The sequence below is a fragment of the Gilliamella sp. W8145 genome (genome assembly GCF_016101145.1).
GTDB classification, from domain to species: domain Bacteria; phylum Pseudomonadota; class Gammaproteobacteria; order Enterobacterales; family Orbaceae; genus Gilliamella; species Gilliamella apis_A.
In genome coordinates, this window is the sequence record NZ_JACFRC010000005.1 from 13,453 (window position 1) to 31,822 (window position 18,370).

Annotated in this window: 18 protein-coding genes; all 18 read right to left on the minus strand. The window is 36.1% G+C overall.

Going from position 1 to position 18,370, the window contains the following annotated elements:
- Positions 1-18 precede the first annotated feature (18 nt).
- Positions 19-954, minus strand: a complete 936-nt coding sequence (gene fabD, locus H3T80_RS11075; RefSeq protein ID WP_198201731.1) for an ACP S-malonyltransferase — start codon at positions 952-954, stop codon at positions 19-21.
- A gap of 35 nt (positions 955-989) precedes the next feature.
- Positions 990-1,943: a beta-ketoacyl-ACP synthase III gene (locus tag H3T80_RS11080; RefSeq protein WP_110448550.1), complete on the minus strand. Its 954-nt coding sequence runs from the start codon at positions 1,941-1,943 to the stop codon at positions 990-992.
- A 4-nt stretch (positions 1,944-1,947) separates the two neighbouring features.
- Positions 1,948-2,994, minus strand: coding sequence for a phosphate acyltransferase PlsX (plsX, locus tag H3T80_RS11085; RefSeq protein WP_232350190.1), 1,047 nt, complete (start codon positions 2,992-2,994; stop codon positions 1,948-1,950).
- A 33-nt stretch (positions 2,995-3,027) separates the two neighbouring features.
- Positions 3,028-3,195 carry a 50S ribosomal protein L32 gene (rpmF, locus tag H3T80_RS11090; protein ID WP_025316508.1) on the minus strand — a complete coding sequence of 56 codons (168 nt, stop codon included), beginning with the start codon at positions 3,193-3,195 and terminating at the stop codon, positions 3,028-3,030.
- 4 nt (positions 3,196-3,199) lie between these two features.
- The gene (gene yceD, locus H3T80_RS11095; RefSeq protein WP_198201732.1) at positions 3,200-3,709 is read right to left on the minus strand and encodes a 23S rRNA accumulation protein YceD; all 510 of its coding nucleotides are present in this window, start codon (positions 3,707-3,709) and stop codon (positions 3,200-3,202) included.
- Positions 3,710-4,006: 297 nt separating this feature from the next.
- Positions 4,007-5,926 carry a transcription antiterminator gene (locus H3T80_RS11100; RefSeq protein ID WP_198201733.1) on the minus strand — a complete coding sequence of 640 codons (1,920 nt, stop codon included), beginning with the start codon at positions 5,924-5,926 and terminating at the stop codon, positions 4,007-4,009.
- Positions 5,927-5,929: 3 nt separating this feature from the next.
- Complete coding sequence (locus tag H3T80_RS11105; RefSeq protein ID WP_198201734.1) at positions 5,930-6,670, minus strand: KDGP aldolase family protein; 741 nt, start codon at positions 6,668-6,670, stop codon at positions 5,930-5,932.
- Entirely contained in the window at positions 6,670-7,809 is a 1,140-nt protein-coding gene (locus tag H3T80_RS11110; protein ID WP_198201735.1) for a DgaE family pyridoxal phosphate-dependent ammonia lyase, read from the minus strand. The genes H3T80_RS11105 and H3T80_RS11110 overlap by 1 nt, the downstream gene beginning before the upstream one ends.
- Positions 7,787-8,941, minus strand: coding sequence for an amidohydrolase/deacetylase family metallohydrolase (locus H3T80_RS11115; RefSeq protein ID WP_198201736.1), 1,155 nt, complete (start codon positions 8,939-8,941; stop codon positions 7,787-7,789). Before H3T80_RS11115 ends, H3T80_RS11110 begins: the two co-directional genes overlap by 23 nt.
- 49 nt (positions 8,942-8,990) lie before the next feature.
- Positions 8,991-9,644: a DUF4310 family protein gene (locus tag H3T80_RS11120; protein WP_086358844.1), complete on the minus strand. Its 654-nt coding sequence runs from the start codon at positions 9,642-9,644 to the stop codon at positions 8,991-8,993.
- 18 nt (positions 9,645-9,662) lie between these two features.
- Positions 9,663-10,415, minus strand: coding sequence for a DUF4311 domain-containing protein (locus H3T80_RS11125; RefSeq protein WP_110448556.1), 753 nt, complete (start codon positions 10,413-10,415; stop codon positions 9,663-9,665).
- A gap of 15 nt (positions 10,416-10,430) precedes the next feature.
- Positions 10,431-10,727 carry a DUF4312 family protein gene (locus tag H3T80_RS11130; RefSeq protein WP_065578355.1) on the minus strand — a complete coding sequence of 99 codons (297 nt, stop codon included), beginning with the start codon at positions 10,725-10,727 and terminating at the stop codon, positions 10,431-10,433.
- A gap of 13 nt (positions 10,728-10,740) precedes the next feature.
- Positions 10,741-11,109, minus strand: coding sequence for an SFCGS family glycine-rich protein (locus H3T80_RS11135; RefSeq protein ID WP_034884881.1), 369 nt, complete (start codon positions 11,107-11,109; stop codon positions 10,741-10,743).
- Positions 11,110-11,154: 45 nt separating this feature from the next.
- On the minus strand, positions 11,155-11,484 hold the full coding sequence (locus tag H3T80_RS11140; RefSeq protein WP_110448617.1) for a PRD domain-containing protein: 330 nt from the start codon (positions 11,482-11,484) through the stop codon (positions 11,155-11,157).
- Between the two features lie 356 nt (positions 11,485-11,840).
- Positions 11,841-12,758, minus strand: a complete 918-nt coding sequence (locus tag H3T80_RS11145) for a YgcG family protein (RefSeq protein WP_198201737.1) — start codon at positions 12,756-12,758, stop codon at positions 11,841-11,843.
- A 5-nt stretch (positions 12,759-12,763) separates the two neighbouring features.
- Positions 12,764-13,363 carry a LemA family protein gene (locus H3T80_RS11150; RefSeq protein ID WP_086358839.1) on the minus strand — a complete coding sequence of 200 codons (600 nt, stop codon included), beginning with the start codon at positions 13,361-13,363 and terminating at the stop codon, positions 12,764-12,766.
- A gap of 361 nt (positions 13,364-13,724) precedes the next feature.
- Positions 13,725-14,036 (minus strand): antibiotic biosynthesis monooxygenase, encoded by a 312-nt coding sequence (locus H3T80_RS11155; RefSeq protein ID WP_198201738.1) that lies wholly within the window; start codon positions 14,034-14,036, stop codon positions 13,725-13,727.
- An 84-nt stretch (positions 14,037-14,120) separates the two neighbouring features.
- Positions 14,121-18,341 carry a DNA-directed RNA polymerase subunit beta' gene (rpoC, locus tag H3T80_RS11160; RefSeq protein WP_198201739.1) on the minus strand — a complete coding sequence of 1,407 codons (4,221 nt, stop codon included), beginning with the start codon at positions 18,339-18,341 and terminating at the stop codon, positions 14,121-14,123.
- Between the last annotated feature and the right edge of the window lie 29 nt (positions 18,342-18,370).

Genomic DNA, 18,370 nt, shown 5'->3' on the forward strand with positions numbered 1-18,370 from the left:
AACTACCCCTTTTGTATTCTATTTAGTATTTTCAATTGCAACATCTAATGACGCTTTATCATTAACAGCACAAGCTGATAATGAATCAACAATACGTTTAGTTAAGCCCGTTAAAACTTTACCTGGGCCCATCTCAACTAACAGTGTTACACCTTGTTTTGCCATTTCTTCAACTGTTTCAGTCCAACGAACTGGGCTATATAACTGAGCTATTAATGCCGCTTTAATATTATCTGCCGATGATTCAACTTTTACATCAACGTTATTAATCACAGCAAATTGAGGTGTATTAAACGTCATGTTATTTAAAGTTGTCGCTAGTTTATCAGCGGCTGGTTTCATTAATGCGCAATGTGAAGGAACACTTACCGCCAATGGTAACGCACGTTTAGCGCCGGCCTCTTTACAAAGCGCACCGGCACGTTCAACGGCTTCTTTATTACCGGCAATAACAACTTGGCCTGGTGAATTAAAATTAACTGGCGCAACAATTTGACCTTGAGCCGCTTGTTCACATGCTTTTTGAATTGAATCGTTATCTAAACCAATAATAGCAAACATTGCACCAGTACCACTAGGCACTGCCTCTTGCATTAATTTACCGCGTAACTCTACTAATTTAATAGCGTCTTTGAAATCAATCACGCCAGCACATACTAATACAGAATACTCACCCAAACTGTGACCAGCCATAAATTCTGGTTGAGGGCCATTAATACTTTGCCAAACTCGATAAATCGCAACCGATGCAGCAAGTAATGCCGGTTGTGTTTGCCAAGTTTTATTTAATTCTTCAGCGGGACCATCTTGAACTAAAGCCCATAAATCATAACCTAATACTTGTGATGCTTCATCGAAAGTTGATTTCACAACTGGATAATTTTCAGCAAGATCTTTTAACATACCAACAGCTTGTGAGCCTTGTCCTGGAAATACCATTGCAAATTTGGTCATTTTGAAATCCTTGATTACCTAAATAATTTATAAAATTAAAATCTAACGAGTGCTGAGCCCCAAACAAAGCCGCCACCGAAAGCTTCTAATAAAATTAGTTGTCCTCGTTTGATACGCCCATCTCGCACACCTGTATCTAATGCACAAGGTACTGATGCAGCAGAAGTATTACCTTGTTTATCAAGTGTAACAATCACCTTACTCATATCCATATCAAGACGTTTGGCTGTAGCTGAAATAATCCGTAAATTAGCTTGATGTGGTACTAACCAATCTAAATCAGATTTATTAAATGTATTTTCGGTTAAAAGTTCATCAACTAGATTAGAAAGTTCTTTGACTGCAATTTTGAATACATCGTTACCTTGCATTGTCATATAGAGAGGATCATTAAGTGATCGGCGATCAACATATGGGTATTTTAATAATTCGCCATAACGGCCGTCGGCATGTAAATGAGAGGCAATAATACCAGGCTCTTCAGAAGCTCCAACCACAACTGCTCCAGCACCATCACCAAAAATGATAATTGTACCTCTATCTGTTGGATCAACACCACGGGTTAACATATCAGAACCAACAACTAAGGCATATTTTATTACACCACTTTTTACGTATTTATCAGCAATATCTAATGCATAAATAAATCCAGAACAAGCTGCCGACACATCGAAGGCAACCACATCACCGAGATCTAATTTAGCTTGTAATTCTGTAGCCGAGCTAGGAAAAGCGTTAGCAGACGTTGCTGTTGCAACAATAATCAAACCAATCTCTTGTTTATCAATATCCGCCATTTCAATAGCTTTAATCGCCGCTTCATAGGCCATACTAGTAACAGTTTCATCGGGTGCAGCTATCCTTCTTTCTTTAATACCCGTACGAGTAGTTATCCATTCGTCACTAGTATCCACCATTTTTTCAAGATCGGCATTAGTTCTTATTTGTTTTGGAAGATAACTTCCTGTTCCTAATATTTTTGTATACATCGAATTATTCGCTCTTGGGTAGTGCAGAAGAAAGGCTATTGGCAATCTTCTCTGGTATATTTGTTTCGATAGCTAAAATAGCTTGCTCTATTGCTGCAAAAAATGATTTTTGATTGGCACTACCGTGACTTTTAATCACAATACTTTGAAGACCAAGTAAACACGCACCATTATATCGCCCAGGGTCTAAATAACCAAAATTTTTTACTAATTTTCTTTGCAGCCATTTACTCAAAAACTTCATAACTAATGAGTTGTGCCCTAAAAGCATTTTGAACGAAGATAGAAAAATTTTAATTAACCCTTCTACCGTTTTCAAAGTCACATTACCAACAAAGCCGTCACAAACTAATACATCTGTTTTACCAGTTAATAGCTCATTACCTTCTAAATAACCAATATAATTAATTTGATGATTAGCTTTCAAAATAGACGCAGCAGCACGAATTTTATCCAATCCTTTGATGTCTTCTTCACCAATATTAAGCAAAGCAACACGAGGATTTTCAATATGAAGAACCGATTTTGCTAGTATTTCACCCATTATAGCAAATTGAACCAGCATATCGCTATCACATTCAGCATTTGCTCCCAAATCAAGTACCACAGTATTTTGATTATTTAACGCCGGAATGGTGGCAACTAATGCTGGTCTATCAATACCGGTTAGAGAATGTAATAATAACTTAGACAACCCCATCAGCGCACCCGTATTACCAGCACTAACACAAGCTTGAGCTTTATTATTTTTTACTAACTCTAATGCAATTCTCATTGACGAACCTTGACTATGCCTAATCGCATAAGAAGGTTTCATATCATTAGTAATGATAGATGTTGATTCTGTCACCATCAAGCGACCAGTTTCTTGGTACTGGGTAACTAGCTTGGTATTTTCTTTAGATAAAAAAAATCTAACTTCCTTTATGTCACCAACAAGAAAGATAGAAAGATTTGGATAATGATGTAATGCTTGAATTGCAGCAGGAACAACAATACGAGGACCAAAGTCCCCGCTCATAGCATCTAACGCAATGGTTAGATTATCCAAAATGTCACCTGAAGATTTCTAATTACTAATTAATTATTTAGAAATCACTTTTCGGCCGCGATAATAACCATCAGCGGTTACGTGATGACGTAAATGAGTTTTACCTGATTCATCAACTGAGATATTAGCAACAGTTAATGCATCATGAGAACGACGCATACCACGTTTTGCACGAGTTTTACGATTCTGTTGAACAGCCATGGATTTACCCCTTATTCTTTAAACTAACTAAAATTGCAAATGGATTTGGTTTTTCATTCTCAGCAGGAATTTCACCAAACACCATATCTGCCTCTGACACTTCGCAGTGTTTACTATCATGCACCGGCGCAATTGGTAATGAGAGAATAATTTCGTCCTCAATTAACGCTAATATATCTACTTCACCAAACTCGTTAACTAAAACGGGTTCATAATGTTCCGGTAATGTCTCTGCTTGAGCATCGCTCTTAACAGGACTAAATTTATTCATCACATGAACTTCAGTGATAAAAGGTTTAAAACAACGCTGACAAATTTGTTCTAGCGTCATTTTTGCATCAATAGTGATAACGCAAAGTCTTTGCTCATCAAAATCAAAAGACAAATGACATTCGATATCACTTTTTGGACTTTCAATCCTTGTTGCACTTTTTGCTGGATAATATCCAGCATAATCAAGTCTTTTTTGTGCTGCTTTGATTGGGTCAATTGTTAATGGTAATTTATTTTGCATAAGATATGCATGCCTACCTTAAAAATTATTAAGTGCAGCTAAAAACCACACAAAGCCATAAGGCGCGCATAATACCTTTAAATCACCATTTCGTCAATGGGCAAGCACATGATAATTTGTTTTAATTGTTGATTATTTCTTAAATATTTATAATTATAATTTTACTTATTTCTTAACAAAAAATTTTGAGGAACGGGGTTTTTTAGCGTTCACAATTGTTATTTATTTAATCACTAAATAACTTGTGTTACTCGCTTAGTTAAATCCCTTTTTTAATTGCAAATTAAATCGAGTTTATTACGATAAACGCCCAAAACTATCTTTTACAATAGCTTGAAAATCATCAAAATTACGACTATTTAACAACCGCTTAGTTGATCTCTCTTTAACAAAATTGACGACTAAGTTATAAATTCGCATCGCATCTTCGTATTCATCTTTGCTAATTGCTAATAAGAAAATAACATGCGCAATTTCATTTTTATTCCATTCAATACCTTGAGGAGCCAAAATAGTGGTAACTACTGTCTTTTTGGCCAACAACCCAACTGAATGAGGAATAGCAATATTTTCACCGATTAAAGTCGATACAATACTTTCTCGTTCTACTACCGATGGATAAAAGTCCTGTCCCACATATCCAAATTTTTCCAGCCGTTGACAAACTCTCTGGAATAGTTCGCTTTGTGTCATCGGTTTGTCAATAATTAGGAAAAATTTTTCATTAAAAAAACGCTCAATAATATATGGCATAGTGCGATCAACCATTGATAAACGCCCTAATTGTTCTAGTTGATAAGGCGTTGGAAATGGTGCTATTTTCACTATTTGCTTATCTTTTTCGTTTAAGCGAACCGTCGATACCACAAAATCTTCTTCAATATGCGTTAACTGTTCATATTCTCTATAAGAAATCGTTCGATTAATTAAAATATGAGGAAAATCGCGTTTAATTTTTGATTCAATCATACGTAAAGTGGCGTTACCTAATTCACTGACTAATAAAATTTGCACTAATCTTTTATATCCTGCACTATAATTGCGCTCTAATGCTACCCCTATATGAATTGCTAAATAGCTGATTTCGTCTTCAGTCATTTTCACATCAGTAAACTTAGGAATATTCGCTAATGCCGATAAAGTAATATCATAAGCAAAAGGATAATATTGTTTAATTTCATGTAATAACGGATTAGAAGTATGAATTTGATATTTTATACGAGATAGCAACGATGAAATATGAATTAACATATCTTGACGTAGCTTCATATCTTGTTTCAAATTATAGTGATAAGAATCATTGATATAAGATAAGATATGTTCAAATAACTCTAAACTTTTAGCTTGATTAGGTGATTCCATAATAGTGCGCGACATAATCTGCACACATAAATAGTTGAATTCAGCATCAGAAAGGGTACTACCTAAAAAATAGGAGAAGCCTTCAGAAACCTCACGTGCAGCGCCAATAACAGTCGAATCAATATTATCGACTTGATATTCAACTAGTTCATACCCTTGCGTAATTCTGGTGATTGAAACAGCACAACAATAGAGCAAATACCCTTGCCCTTCCGAGGTTAATTTTAATTCAAAACGTTCAAACTGATTTTGTAGTACACTTTCCAGATAATCTAAATCAATATCAGATAATATCGTCTGAATTAACCGATTAACATTGATAGTGTCCCCTGTGATATGATGTTGCCATAAAATATCAGTTAAACATGCTCGAATAGCCGATTCCTCACCAACTAATCGCATACCTGAATAAGGACGATTATCCAGCGATAAATGGTATTTATCTAAATATTGCTTAACTTCAATAACATCATTTTGTAATGTATTACGGCTCAAGAACCATTCACCTGCAATATCATCCAATTTTACCGACTTTGATTGAGTTAAAAATGCAATCAATAAAGCGGAAACGCGCTCTTTATTAGTTCGAGGAACCCGTTCTATTTGCTGAACAACCGGAATGGTTGCATACAGATTAGGATCTGTTATGACAAGGTGATAACCAACGTTTTTAATATAATCAACTTGCGCACCATACTTATTTAATACATCGTTAAGCGCAACAATATCAGATCGAATCGTTCTGATTGATACTGTAAAACGATTTGCTAGCTCTTTTTGAGGTAGCAATTCGTTTTTTATGGTATCAAAAATATACGCTAATCGTTGATAAGGGAATAGCAATTTAGATGCCATTACTCATCCTGCTAATTTTTGCGTAATCGCTAATAGTTGTTTAACATCTTCAGTTCTTGTCGCCCCAGTTGTTTTATCAATAATTGAGGTATAAATATGTGGAATAACTTTTTTCACACCGGCATTTAAGGCAATTTTTAAAATTGTTTCATAATTGTCTAAATCAATACCACCAGTAGGTTCTAGATAGAAATTATGTTCAGCACAGCATTTAGCCACATACTCATATTCATCTATATGTTTTAACCCGCCCATAGGAAAATATTTAATTGAGCTTCCTCCCATATCTTTTAATAAAGCAATAGCGGTTTCAACCGGAACGATAGCAGCTGGTGATTTTGAGCTTAGTGGTCCTGTAGCTATATTAACTAATCCTACTTTCCCTGTTGGTGATACAAGACCATTAATTACCGTTTCTTTTTGTCCTAATAAAGCACGACTTGTTGCCACCCCTGTAAAAACTTGATTAACATGTTGAGGCTGTAGAACTGCAGATATTTCTGACACCATAGTAGATTGATTAGGATCACCCGCTCCCAGACCAACTGAAATAGCATTATCAATGGCTAACGCATATTTTTTCATATCTTCTATTGCTTGCTGATTATCTGGATAATTTTTAGATAACACTCCCACAACAACATAAGTTTGTGCAGCTTCATAAATAGCACTAGCATTATCAATTGAATTGGCTAATACGTTTAAACAAACGCGTTCGTTAAAATAATTTGGTGTCAATTGCATTATTTAACTCCTTGAATAATTTTTATAATTTTGTTATAGACAATATCAAGCTGTTCCGCCGTTACACTACGAACATCTGCATCTACTTTACCCTCATTGGCTTTATATTCCCGAAAATAGACTGCAATCTCGCCTTGCTTCATCAGGTCTATCATTTCAACAGCACTTTTACCAATAACCTTTGCATCAAATGATATTTCTGCACGAGCAATATCTCGGCCAGCACCATCCCAGACAACTTTTGCCGATATACCATTAATAGAATTTAACTTTTCGATAAATGGTGTCATTTTGACAACCATTTCTTGCCCAGTTTCTTGTTTAGGATCGTTAATATATAACTCAATTGCCCTGGTTAAGCCTAAAATACCTTCTTTACCAACCTTCATTGGTCGGCCAATACCTTGAGACTGAAGTTTAAGCCATTCAATGGCTTGGTGGCGGCCAATAACTAAGCCACTAGTTGGCCCTTCAATTGCTTTTGCACCACTATAAATAACTAAATCAGCGCCTTGTTGATAATAGGTTTGTAAATCCTCTTCCGCTGCGGCATCAACAATTAATGGAATATTATATTTTTTGGCCACTGTTACGGCTTGCGCAACTGATAACATACTTTTTTGCACACAATGATGTGATTTAACATATAAAATAGCTGCGGTATCAGAATTAATTAATGATTCAATGTGCTCTGGTTTGCACTCATTTGCATAACCCGCTTCAACCACAATTCCACCACCTAGAGCGACCATAGTACTAATAGGTGCACCAAAATTTACGTTATGTCCTTTTGGCACAATAATTTCCCTTGCTACCCATTTATCAGAACTATGTAAATTAAATAATAAATCACGATCATCTTTAACGATTAAACCTGCGACAGCTTGCGCAATGCCAGCAGAGGCACATGATACGACCACAGCGTTTTCGACATTGAGTAATTTAGCAATGTATTGACCAGTTTTATCAACTAAATCTTTTATTTCAAAATATTCATTTAATCCGTGGGATACAGTATCAACCACTTCTGCTCTAGGTGTTGAAACACCTAAAATAGTCATTCGCCCCGAAGCATTAATCACTTTTTTCAAGTGGTATTTACTGTATATTTCTTTTTCAGTTTGAGATTCTGAGCTCATTTTTACTACCTTCTTGTGTTATTTCAATGTGTGTAACTTTTTTGGTTGTATTCGTTACGATAGCGGCTAAAGGAACAAACTGTTCATGGCATTCCCTCTGCTCACCTTCTGAATCAGTTAAAGAGACGGTTTGCTGTTTTATATCAAAAATAGTCAAATCGGCATCATAGCCAATAGCTATTTCCCCTTTATCGTTTAAATGCAAAATTTGTGCCGCATTTTTAGTGACACTATCAATAATTCTAGTTTTGCTATAACCTAGACAGATAAATTTATTCATCACATTTGCTAAGTTAAATACAGGACCTTGCAAGCGATTTTTAGAATATATATCAGAGCTGATAGTGTTTGGATAAACATCTAAGCATTTAGCTCGCTCAGCTACCGAAAAACTGAAACTTTCACCACCATGACCAATATCTAAAATCACCCCACGTTCAATGGCGCGTTTAATTGAATCACGCAGATTATTCTGCTTATCAAATATTTGGTTTGGCTTACCATTAAAACAATGAGTAATAATATCGCCTTTAGTTAATAAATCAGCAATTTCATCAAGTTCAGGCGGATTATTTCCTACATGAATCATTAGTGGCAAACCCGTCTTTTTCTGCATCTCTTTCGCTTTGATTAACGGTAAAATACCATTTTCGCCAACAACGCTACGACTCATCCTAACTTTTATTCCAATAATAAAATTAGGATATTTAACTAAAGTTTGGTCAAATAACGGCACATCTATATCTTGCATATCAGCAAGCTCACTTTGCCTTATTAAACCAATTTTTGAGATATTTAAAAAAGAATAAACATGAGTTTTAGCCAGCATCGCTAAATCATAAAATTCGTCCGCATCAAGTGCGCCAACACTACCAGCATCAACCACTGCCGTCACACCAGTTTTAACACCAATGAGATCTGGTTCATCGTGGTAAATTGGTGAGTGAGCAAAGCAATGAGTATGGGAATCTATCCAGCCGGCACTTATATAGTGTTGATTTTGTAAATCCAATACTTGATTTGATGTTGTGATTATATTTTTGCCAATTTCCACAATTTTGCCTTGTTGAATGGCAATATCGGTTATTGAATTATCAATGAGTTTGGCATTTTTTATAATTAAATCATACATAATTTAATCCAATCCCCTCGACCATAATCATGATAGAGGGGACATAATATTATATAATTGGGAAGATACCGCCAAAAATCATGGCACCTAATATTGCACCACCTGTAATAGGCTTTTTCCATACATAAAATAATAGTGCACCAAGCAATGACCCTATACCAATAGGAATAGATGCAACCATAGCTGATAAAATAATCATTGGGCCAAGAAATCGACCTGATGCATTTCCCGCTCCCATCATGACATCTGCGCCAAAGGTTGATCCACCACCACTGTTAACCGTAAATTTACGAATAAGGATGATAAGTAAGCCGATTACCATACCGAGCAATAAACCGGTTAATAACGCTACCAAAAAATTCTCAATTGGCAATGTATAGCCACCCGCTAATAACAACGCTGGCACACCTAAACCAATACCTGTTTGTAGCGCACCACCAATATCAAGTATCCCAACCAGCGATCCCTCAATGACACGCGCAAATAAAAAGCTAGCACCAAAAGCGGCTACGGCACCATAATCACCTGTCGTCATACCAGATTTAAGCATTGCAACAAATGCTATTTCGTTAAAAGCACCAATCCCATATACATAAAAAGTATGTGTTCCAGCGAAAATACCTGCAGAGAGTAATCCACAAAGAATAGGGAATGACCAATCGGCATACCAAAAACTTTTATTAATGGTTGTTTGAGTATTCATAATCTGTTGTTCCCTATATTATTTAAACCAATAAGACAAACCATCTCGGAATGAATTAATCATTTTCATATCAAATCCACGGAAATATCCGCTCATGATAAATAAAACAATTACCGCAGCTAACATGATTTTCATCACTCGATTCCAACCACTATCATCCACTCCTTTACCAATCAAAATACCTAACACTAAACCAGGTACTGCATTACCCATAATTAATTGCGCTAGCCCACCAAACAAAGTTCCCCAAAAACCACTTCTTCTACCGGCATCTAAAGCTGCCAACCAGAAAATAACCGGCATCACAGTCGCGACTAGTAAATTTGCGGCTGGAACTAAAACTTTAGTTGCGGTAATTTTTAAAGAATCAGGAATAACCGAGGTGGTTGTATTTAAAAATAACACAACAATCACACCGATAAATGCACAAGCAAAGGCCATTTTCTTAGGATCATGTAACGTTTGTGCTAAATTTCGGTTTTTTATCATCAATAGTGCAGCACCCCAGTTTGGAATGATACGATGATCAACATCTTGGGTAAATGAACCAGCAGCAACAGATGAAGCCCAGGCATTAAAAAAGAATCCTAAGCCAAATGAAAAATGTGCAGCAGGATCACCCTCACAAGAATTAAGTTCACCTAGGGTACGAAAAGCCCCCATACCTTGATAAGTTGGAGCATGAAACATTCGAGCTGCACCAGCGCCTACTCCAAATCCACACAGTCCACCAATTACAATGGACTTCAATGCTATAATTAGAATTTCCATGACTTTCCTTTTACGTTATTTAGAGATAAATTTAATATCGTTCAGATCGATAAACGTAACATTTACTGAGACATCGAGTGTGATGTCATAAAATGTCTTTTTTCTAGGTAAAAAGATAAATAAAAAGCGTTCTGTAGTTATCTTTTCAATAGCAGAAACAACACTAATATCAAGCGGTTCAATTCGTAACATGACATTATTAGTATTTTTAAGTACCTGCTTTTGCACTTGATTTAGCGCTATAGCAAACGCACGCTGCTTCGAATCTCCTTGCCCAGTTACTCTTACTTGTATCTGCTCAGTTTTTTTCATATTTCTAACCTATTTAAGAACGAGGATATTTTTTCAAAAATGCTTGGGCTATACGTTGGCCAAGTTCTACTGTATCCATAAAACCAAAACCTAATACTTTACAACCGTCATTAATGGCTGTTTCACCTTCTTCAATTGAACGCATACCGTGTCGTTGAGAATAGCCATATTTATTTTGTGCCGTTATGGCGCCTGCACCGCCACTGCCACAAAACGAAAGCCCTAGATCTGCATTCTCATTATTCATTACGTCACCCAATTTCATATCAGCTGCCATACCTGGAATAACAATTGCACGACACCCTTCTATAGAATTAATTCCCTCTGCAATTTTTTGTCCTTTGCCCATTCTATCGCCGATGACAATGATTACTTCTGCCATAATTATGCTCCTATCAATTATTGTTTTTTAAATTTATTAATTCGTTTAATTTGCTATAGCTACTTCATAATGAACAGCCAGTAAATAAGCCTCTTCCATTGGTAGACTATTGAATAATTGTATGGTTTTACGTGCAAGCATTAAGGATTGCTCTGAGAGCTCATCAAATAAAGAAGGATCAACCTCAGGTAATTTTTCTAGCGTTTTCGCTCTTTCAACCATTGCTTTAACATGTGATAACAACATCGCTTTTTGCACGTCATTTTGGGATATTTGATGATCAGTCAACCAACGATTAATAATTTCTATCGTTTGCGCAGTCACAACTTCGGGATCTAAATCATCTTCGATCATACGGAATTGTATTTGTGCCATAGTCATTCTAATTCTCTTGTTTCTTTTTAAGATGACTTAGCCTAAAGGAAATAATTATCAATGTGGAGAGAGACTTTTTCCTATTGCAAAAGGAAATTTATTGTCAGGCAGGCTAAAAGCTATTGTAAACAAGGATTATTATGTAGGATGTAATTGAAGATTAACTAAATTGATTTTAAATTTAAACAAACTATTACTTAAAAGTATCATTAATAAATTTTTATGATATAAAAAACCCCTCTCCTCAAAATTTTTCAAGCACAGATAGTTATTTTTGTTATCGAGGCTATAAACCTAAGTGGTATTTTTGTTAAAAAAGTAAATTGTCAATTTCTTTTGGTACTTTTTAAGAAAGGTTACCAGCTGCCAGAGGCACCGCCGCCACCACTACGGCCACCGCCTCCACCACCAAATCCGCCGAATGAACCTCCGCCAAAACCACCACCATTACCCCCACCGAAACCGCCTCCTCGACCACCACGTCCGCTACCGCCACTCATAGTTAAAATTCCACTTAAAATCGCACTGGCAACAAATGCTAAAAATATTAGAGGTAAGACAATATGTAATGAATAACCATTGAACAAAGTAAAACCGCCAACTGATATAGCATTTAGTAAACCAGTACCTAAACTTCGGCTAGCACTACGTTTAGAGGAAGTAATCGAAAATAAGCTAGCAATAGTGAAACAAATAAAAAAGGATGCTAATCCATAACTAAATAAATTGGCACCAAAATCACCAGCAAGTACCGTTTTGAGATCTGGATCACTATTAGTCGCTGGTACCTGTTGAGGATCATTCAACTTATTAATTAAAACTGAAAGCGCATCATGTATACCTTGATAATAGTTATTTTGTCTAAATTGTGGCACTAATTGTTCACGAATGATATGACTAGCAATTAAGTCGGTAATGATGCCTTCAAAACCATAACCAACTTCGATTCGCATCAACTTATCATCTTTAACAATTAATAATAAAATACCATTATCTTGCTCTTTTTTACCTATTTTCCATTGAATAAACACCCTATCGGCATACTGTTCAACCGTTTCATTATCGAGTTTGGGGATCATTAATACCGCGATCTGTGCACCATCAGTTCGCGTTTTCTCAAAAGAAATCAAGCTTGATTCCAAATCATCTATTTGTGATGGTTCTAAAGTATCTGACGTATCAATAACACGGTGATCAAATGTTGGAATTTCAGTTAATGCATAACTTACAACACTAAAAAACAGTAAACAAAAGAGCAGATAATATTTTTTCATTATGCTTATTGTCCAAAATTGACTGCTGGTGGATTCGAAATTTGTTGTTCATTTTCAACAGTAAACTGTTGTTTTGGTTGTACCCCTATAACATTTGCAATCCACTTGGTTGGTAATTGACGGATATAAGTATTAAATGATTGTACTGTTTCTATATATCGGCCTCTAGCAACCGTTATCCGGTTTTCAGTACCTTCCAATTGGCTCATTAAATCTTGATAAAGTGTGTTTGCTTTAAGTTCTGGGTAATTTTCACTAACCGCAATTAAGCGACTTAATGCGGAACTTAATTCTGATTGGGCTTGTTGGAATTTTGAGAATAAAGCGGGATCGCTAAGTTGATCTGCATTAATTTGGATCGAACCCACTTTCGCTCTCGCATCTGTTACCTGAGTAAAAACATCTTTTTCATGAGTTGCATATCCTTTTACTGTATTGACAAGATTCGGAACTAAATCTGCTCGACGTTTATACTGATTAATCACTTCCGACCAAGATGCAGCAACTTTTTCGTCTTGAGTTTGAATACTGTTATAGTCTTTAAAAAAGAAAAATCCACCAACAATGATTAAAATAAGAATAAGCAATAGTAATTTCGATTTCATGGCAAGCCCCTGTAAATAGTTAAACTTTCAAATAACTTAAAAAAGCTATGATAATTAGAAAATACTAACCAGTAGCCTAAAAATTTGGTTACTAACAAACTTATAATGCTTAATTGAAGAATATATTTTTACAACTTTTTATAAAAATAATTATGAACTATAAAATATAAAGAAGAGACTTTTAGATAATGGACTTAACTTACATGGGCTGATCGCCTTCTTTAATAGATGTTATGCTCATGTAATTTTATTTGATTATATCTTTTTTTATGTAATTTGCGAAGAATTATCATCGGTAATTTTTTATTGGTATTGCTCACAATGCTTATTTTTAAATTTGATTTTTTAGTTTAAAAATTACTTAGATAATGACTTCAAAACATTCAAGTTGAGCCGGTTCAAAATAGATATCTTCGTTATTTGGACGACTATCGGTGTTACGGTGAGTATGTTTGAAATGAGCAGAATTAACCCAATTTTCAAAATCTTGTTTTGATTCCCATTCGACATATGATGAAAACAATGTGTAATCTTCATAAGTTTTACCTCTAAGGAAATAAAAACGATTAAAACCTTTCATCTCTTTTAAATGGCTATCACGATTACGCCATATTTCAATAAAAGTGTCTTCACTACCTAACTTAATTTTAAAACGATTCATTACAATATACATCTAATACTCCTTTCATACCTCATACACTCGACAAAAAAAATAGCACGTGATAACACGTGCTACTTTAGTCGATTTATCTAAAATCTATTGATTTTCTTCTGCTGAATTCAATAATTCCGCTAAGTTAGCTGTAGCTTCCTCAGCTGAAACAGTTGTTGGTTGAATTGCATCATCAGATGGCATTGCGCGTTTACGCAAACGCTCTTTATGATATGCATAACCAGTACCAGCTGGAATTAAGCGACCAACAATAACGTTTTCTTTCAGACCACGAAGTTCATCATTTTTACCTGCAACTGCTGCTTCAGTTAATACGCGAGTCGTTTCTTGGAACGATGCCGCAGAAATAAATGACTCAGTAGTAAGTGATGCTTTAGTAATACCAAGCAAATCATGCAAGTAAACAATTGGTTCTTTACCTTGTGCTTCAAGCTCACGATTAATAATCTTCAAGCGTGAAACTTCAAGTTGTTCACCATCAAGTAAACGAGAACCACCAGGATGAATAACAGTTGCTTTACGTAACATTTGACGAACAATAACTTCAATATGTTTATCATTAATTTTTACACCTTGTAAACGATAAACTTCTTGAACTTCATTCACAATATAACGAGTTACTGCATTAACACCACGTAGACGTAAAATATCATGTGCTGATTCAGGACCATCAGAAATCACATCACCACGGCCAACTTGTTCGCCTTCGAATACGTTAAGTTGACGCCATTTTGGAATCATCTCTTCATATGGTTCACTACCATCTAGTGGAGTGATAATTAAGCGACGTTTACCTTTAGTTTCTTTACCGAATGAGATAATACCATCAATTTCAGCAAGAATTGCCGGCTCTTTAGGTTTACGAGCTTCAAATAAATCAGCTACTCGAGGTAAACCACCGGTGATATCTTTAGTACCTACAGATGCTTGTGGAATCCGTGCAAGTGTATCACCAACATTAATTTCCGCACCATCTTCTAATTGTACTAATGCTTTACCTGGTAAGAAGTACTGCGCAAGCATTTCTGTACCTGCCACAAAGATATCATTACCTTTAGCATCAACAATTTTAATTGCTGGACGTAGATCTTTACCAACACCAGTACGTTCTGCTACATCTAAGATCACGATAGAGGATAAACCTGTTAACTCATCAGTTTGACGAGTAATGGTTTGGCCATCGATCATATCAACAAAACGAACAAAACCTTTCGCTTCCGAAATAACTGGCATTGTATGCGGATCCCAGTTTGCTACTGTTTCACCGGCATCAACCGCTGCACCATTACCTTTGGTTAAAATCGAACCGTAAGGAACTTTATAAGTTTCTTTCATTCGACCTAATTCATCAATAATAGTTAATTCAGCATTACGTGAAGTAATAACTAGTTTCTGATCTGGGTTAGTCACAAATTTAGCATTAGTTAGTTTAATACTACCTTTGTTTTTAACTTGAACACTAGATTCTGCTGCTGCTCGAGATGCCGCACCACCGATATGGAACGTACGCATGGTTAACTGTGTACCTGGCTCACCGATTGATTGAGCTGCAATAACACCGATTGCTTCACCTTTGTTCACTAAGTGACCACGAGCTAAGTCACGTCCATAACATTTCGCACAAACACCAAAATCAGTATCACACGAAACGACTGAACGAACTTTGACACTATCAACAGATTCTTGTTCAAGTAGATCACAATAACTTTCATCAAGTAATGTATTGCGAGGGATTAAAATATCCGCACTACCTGGTTTTAATACGTCTTCAGCTGTTACACGACCTAATACACGTTCACGTAATGGTTCTTTAACATCACCACCTTCGATCACAGGTGTCATTACCACACCTTCTAACGTGCCACAGTCATCTTCAATAACAACTAAATCTTGAGCCACATCAACTAAACGACGAGTTAAGTAACCTGAGTTCGCTGTTTTCAATGCGGTATCAGCAAGACCTTTACGCGCACCATGGGTCGAGATAAAGTATTGAAGTACGTTTAATCCTTCACGGAAGTTTGCCGTAATTGGCGTTTCGATGATTGAACCATCTGGTTTAGCCATCAAACCACGCATACCCGCTAACTGACGAATCTGAGCTGCAGAACCACGAGCACCAGAGTCGGCCATCATATAGATGCTATTAAATGAAGATTGAACTTCTTCTTCACCTTCTCGGTTAATCACTTTTTCAGTTGATAAGTTATCCATCATCGCTTTAGCAACACGCTCATTAGCTGCTGCCCAAATATCGATAACTTTGTTATAACGTTCACCTGCAGTCACTAAACCTGATTGGAACTGTTCTTGAATTTCCGCAACTTCGATTTCAGCTTCATTGATAATTTGTAATTTCTTAGCAGGAATTTCCATATCATCAATACCAACCGATACACCAGAACGAGCTGCATAAGCAAAGCCGGTATACATAACTTGGTCAGCTAAAATAACAGTTTCTTTCATGCCCAATTGGCGATAACAAATATTTAAAATTCGTGAAATCGCTTTTTTACCAAGCGGTTGATTGATAACTGAGAAGCTCATACCTTTAGGCATAATTAACCATAAGATAGCTCGACCAACAGTAGTATCAATTACAGAAGTCGTATCTTCCCACTCACCAATACTGTTACGATGACTTTCAGTTATACGTACTTTAACTTTAGCATGTAATTCAACTAGACCTAAACGATACAGTTTTTCTGCTTCTTTAGGACCAGTTAATACCATGCCTTCACCTTTAGCATTGACTTTATCACGAGTCATATAGTAAAGACCTAATACCACGTCCTGAGATGGAACGATAATAGGTTCACCACTTGCTGGTGAAAGAATATTGTTGGTTGACATCATTAACGCACGCGCTTCTAATTGTGCTTCTAACGTTAATGGAACGTGAACCGCCATTTGGTCACCATCGAAGTCAGCATTAAATGCCGCACAAACTAATGGGTGCAATTGGATCGCTTTACCTTCAATTAGGATAGGTTCAAACGCCTGAATACCAAGTCTGTGAAGTGTTGGTGCACGGTTTAATAATACCGGATGTTCACGAATAACCTCATCTAAGATATCCCAAACAATTGCATCTTCACGTTCAACCATCTTCTTAGCAGCTTTAATGGTTGTTGCATAACCACGACGTTCTAATTTACCGTAGATAAATGGTTTAAATAGCTCAAGAGCCATTTTCTTCGGTAAACCACATTGATGTAAACGTAAGTATGGACCAACAGTAATTACTGAACGGCCTGAATAGTCTACACGTTTACCTAATAGGTTTTGACGGAAACGACCTTGCTTACCTTTAATCATATCGGCAAGTGATTTTAATGGTCGTTTGTTTGAACCAGTGATTGCACGACCACGACGACCATTATCTAATAATGCGTCTACAGATTCTTGTAGCATACGTTTTTCGTTACGTACAATAATATCTGGTGCAGCTAAATCTAATAAACGTTTTAAACGATTATTACGGTTGATAACACGACGATATAAATCATTTAAGTCTGATGTTGCAAAACGACCGCCATCAAGTGGTACTAATGGTCGTAAATCTGGTGGCAACACAGGTAACACATTTAAGATCATCCATTCAGGCTTATTTTCTGATTGGATAAATGCTTCAATAATCTTAATTCTTTTGGTTAACTTTTTACGTTTTGTTTCAGAATTAGTGGTTGAGAGTTCATCACGTAATGCTTCACATTCAGCTTGAACATCAATATTACGTAATAATTCTTGAATAGCTTCTGCACCCATGCGTGCATCAAACTCATCACCGAACTCTTCTAACGCATCTAAATACTGTTCTTCGGTTAAGATTTGTCCACGATCTAAATTTGTCATGCCTCCATCAAGAACCATAAATGATTCAAAATAAAGTACACGTTCAATATCACGAAGTGGCATATCAAGTAATAAACCAATACGAGATGGTAATGATTTTAAAAACCAAATATGTGCAGTTGGTGATGCAAGTTCAATGTGGCCCATACGTTCACGACGTACTTTCGCTTGTGTGACTTCTACACCACATTTTTCACAAATAACACCACGGTGTTTTAAACGTTTATATTTTCCACACAAACATTCATAATCTTTAACTGGCCCGAAAATACGCGCACAAAACAATCCATCACGTTCAGGTTTAAACGTACGATAGTTAATTGTTTCAGGTTTTTTAACTTCACCAAAAGACCATGAACGAATCATATCAGGAGAGGCAAGGCCTATCTTGATAGCATCAAAATCTTCAGTTTTTGTTTGTGCTTTTAGAAACTTTAGTAAGTCTTTCACAATTGACTCCTATGGAGTTAAACCAATTA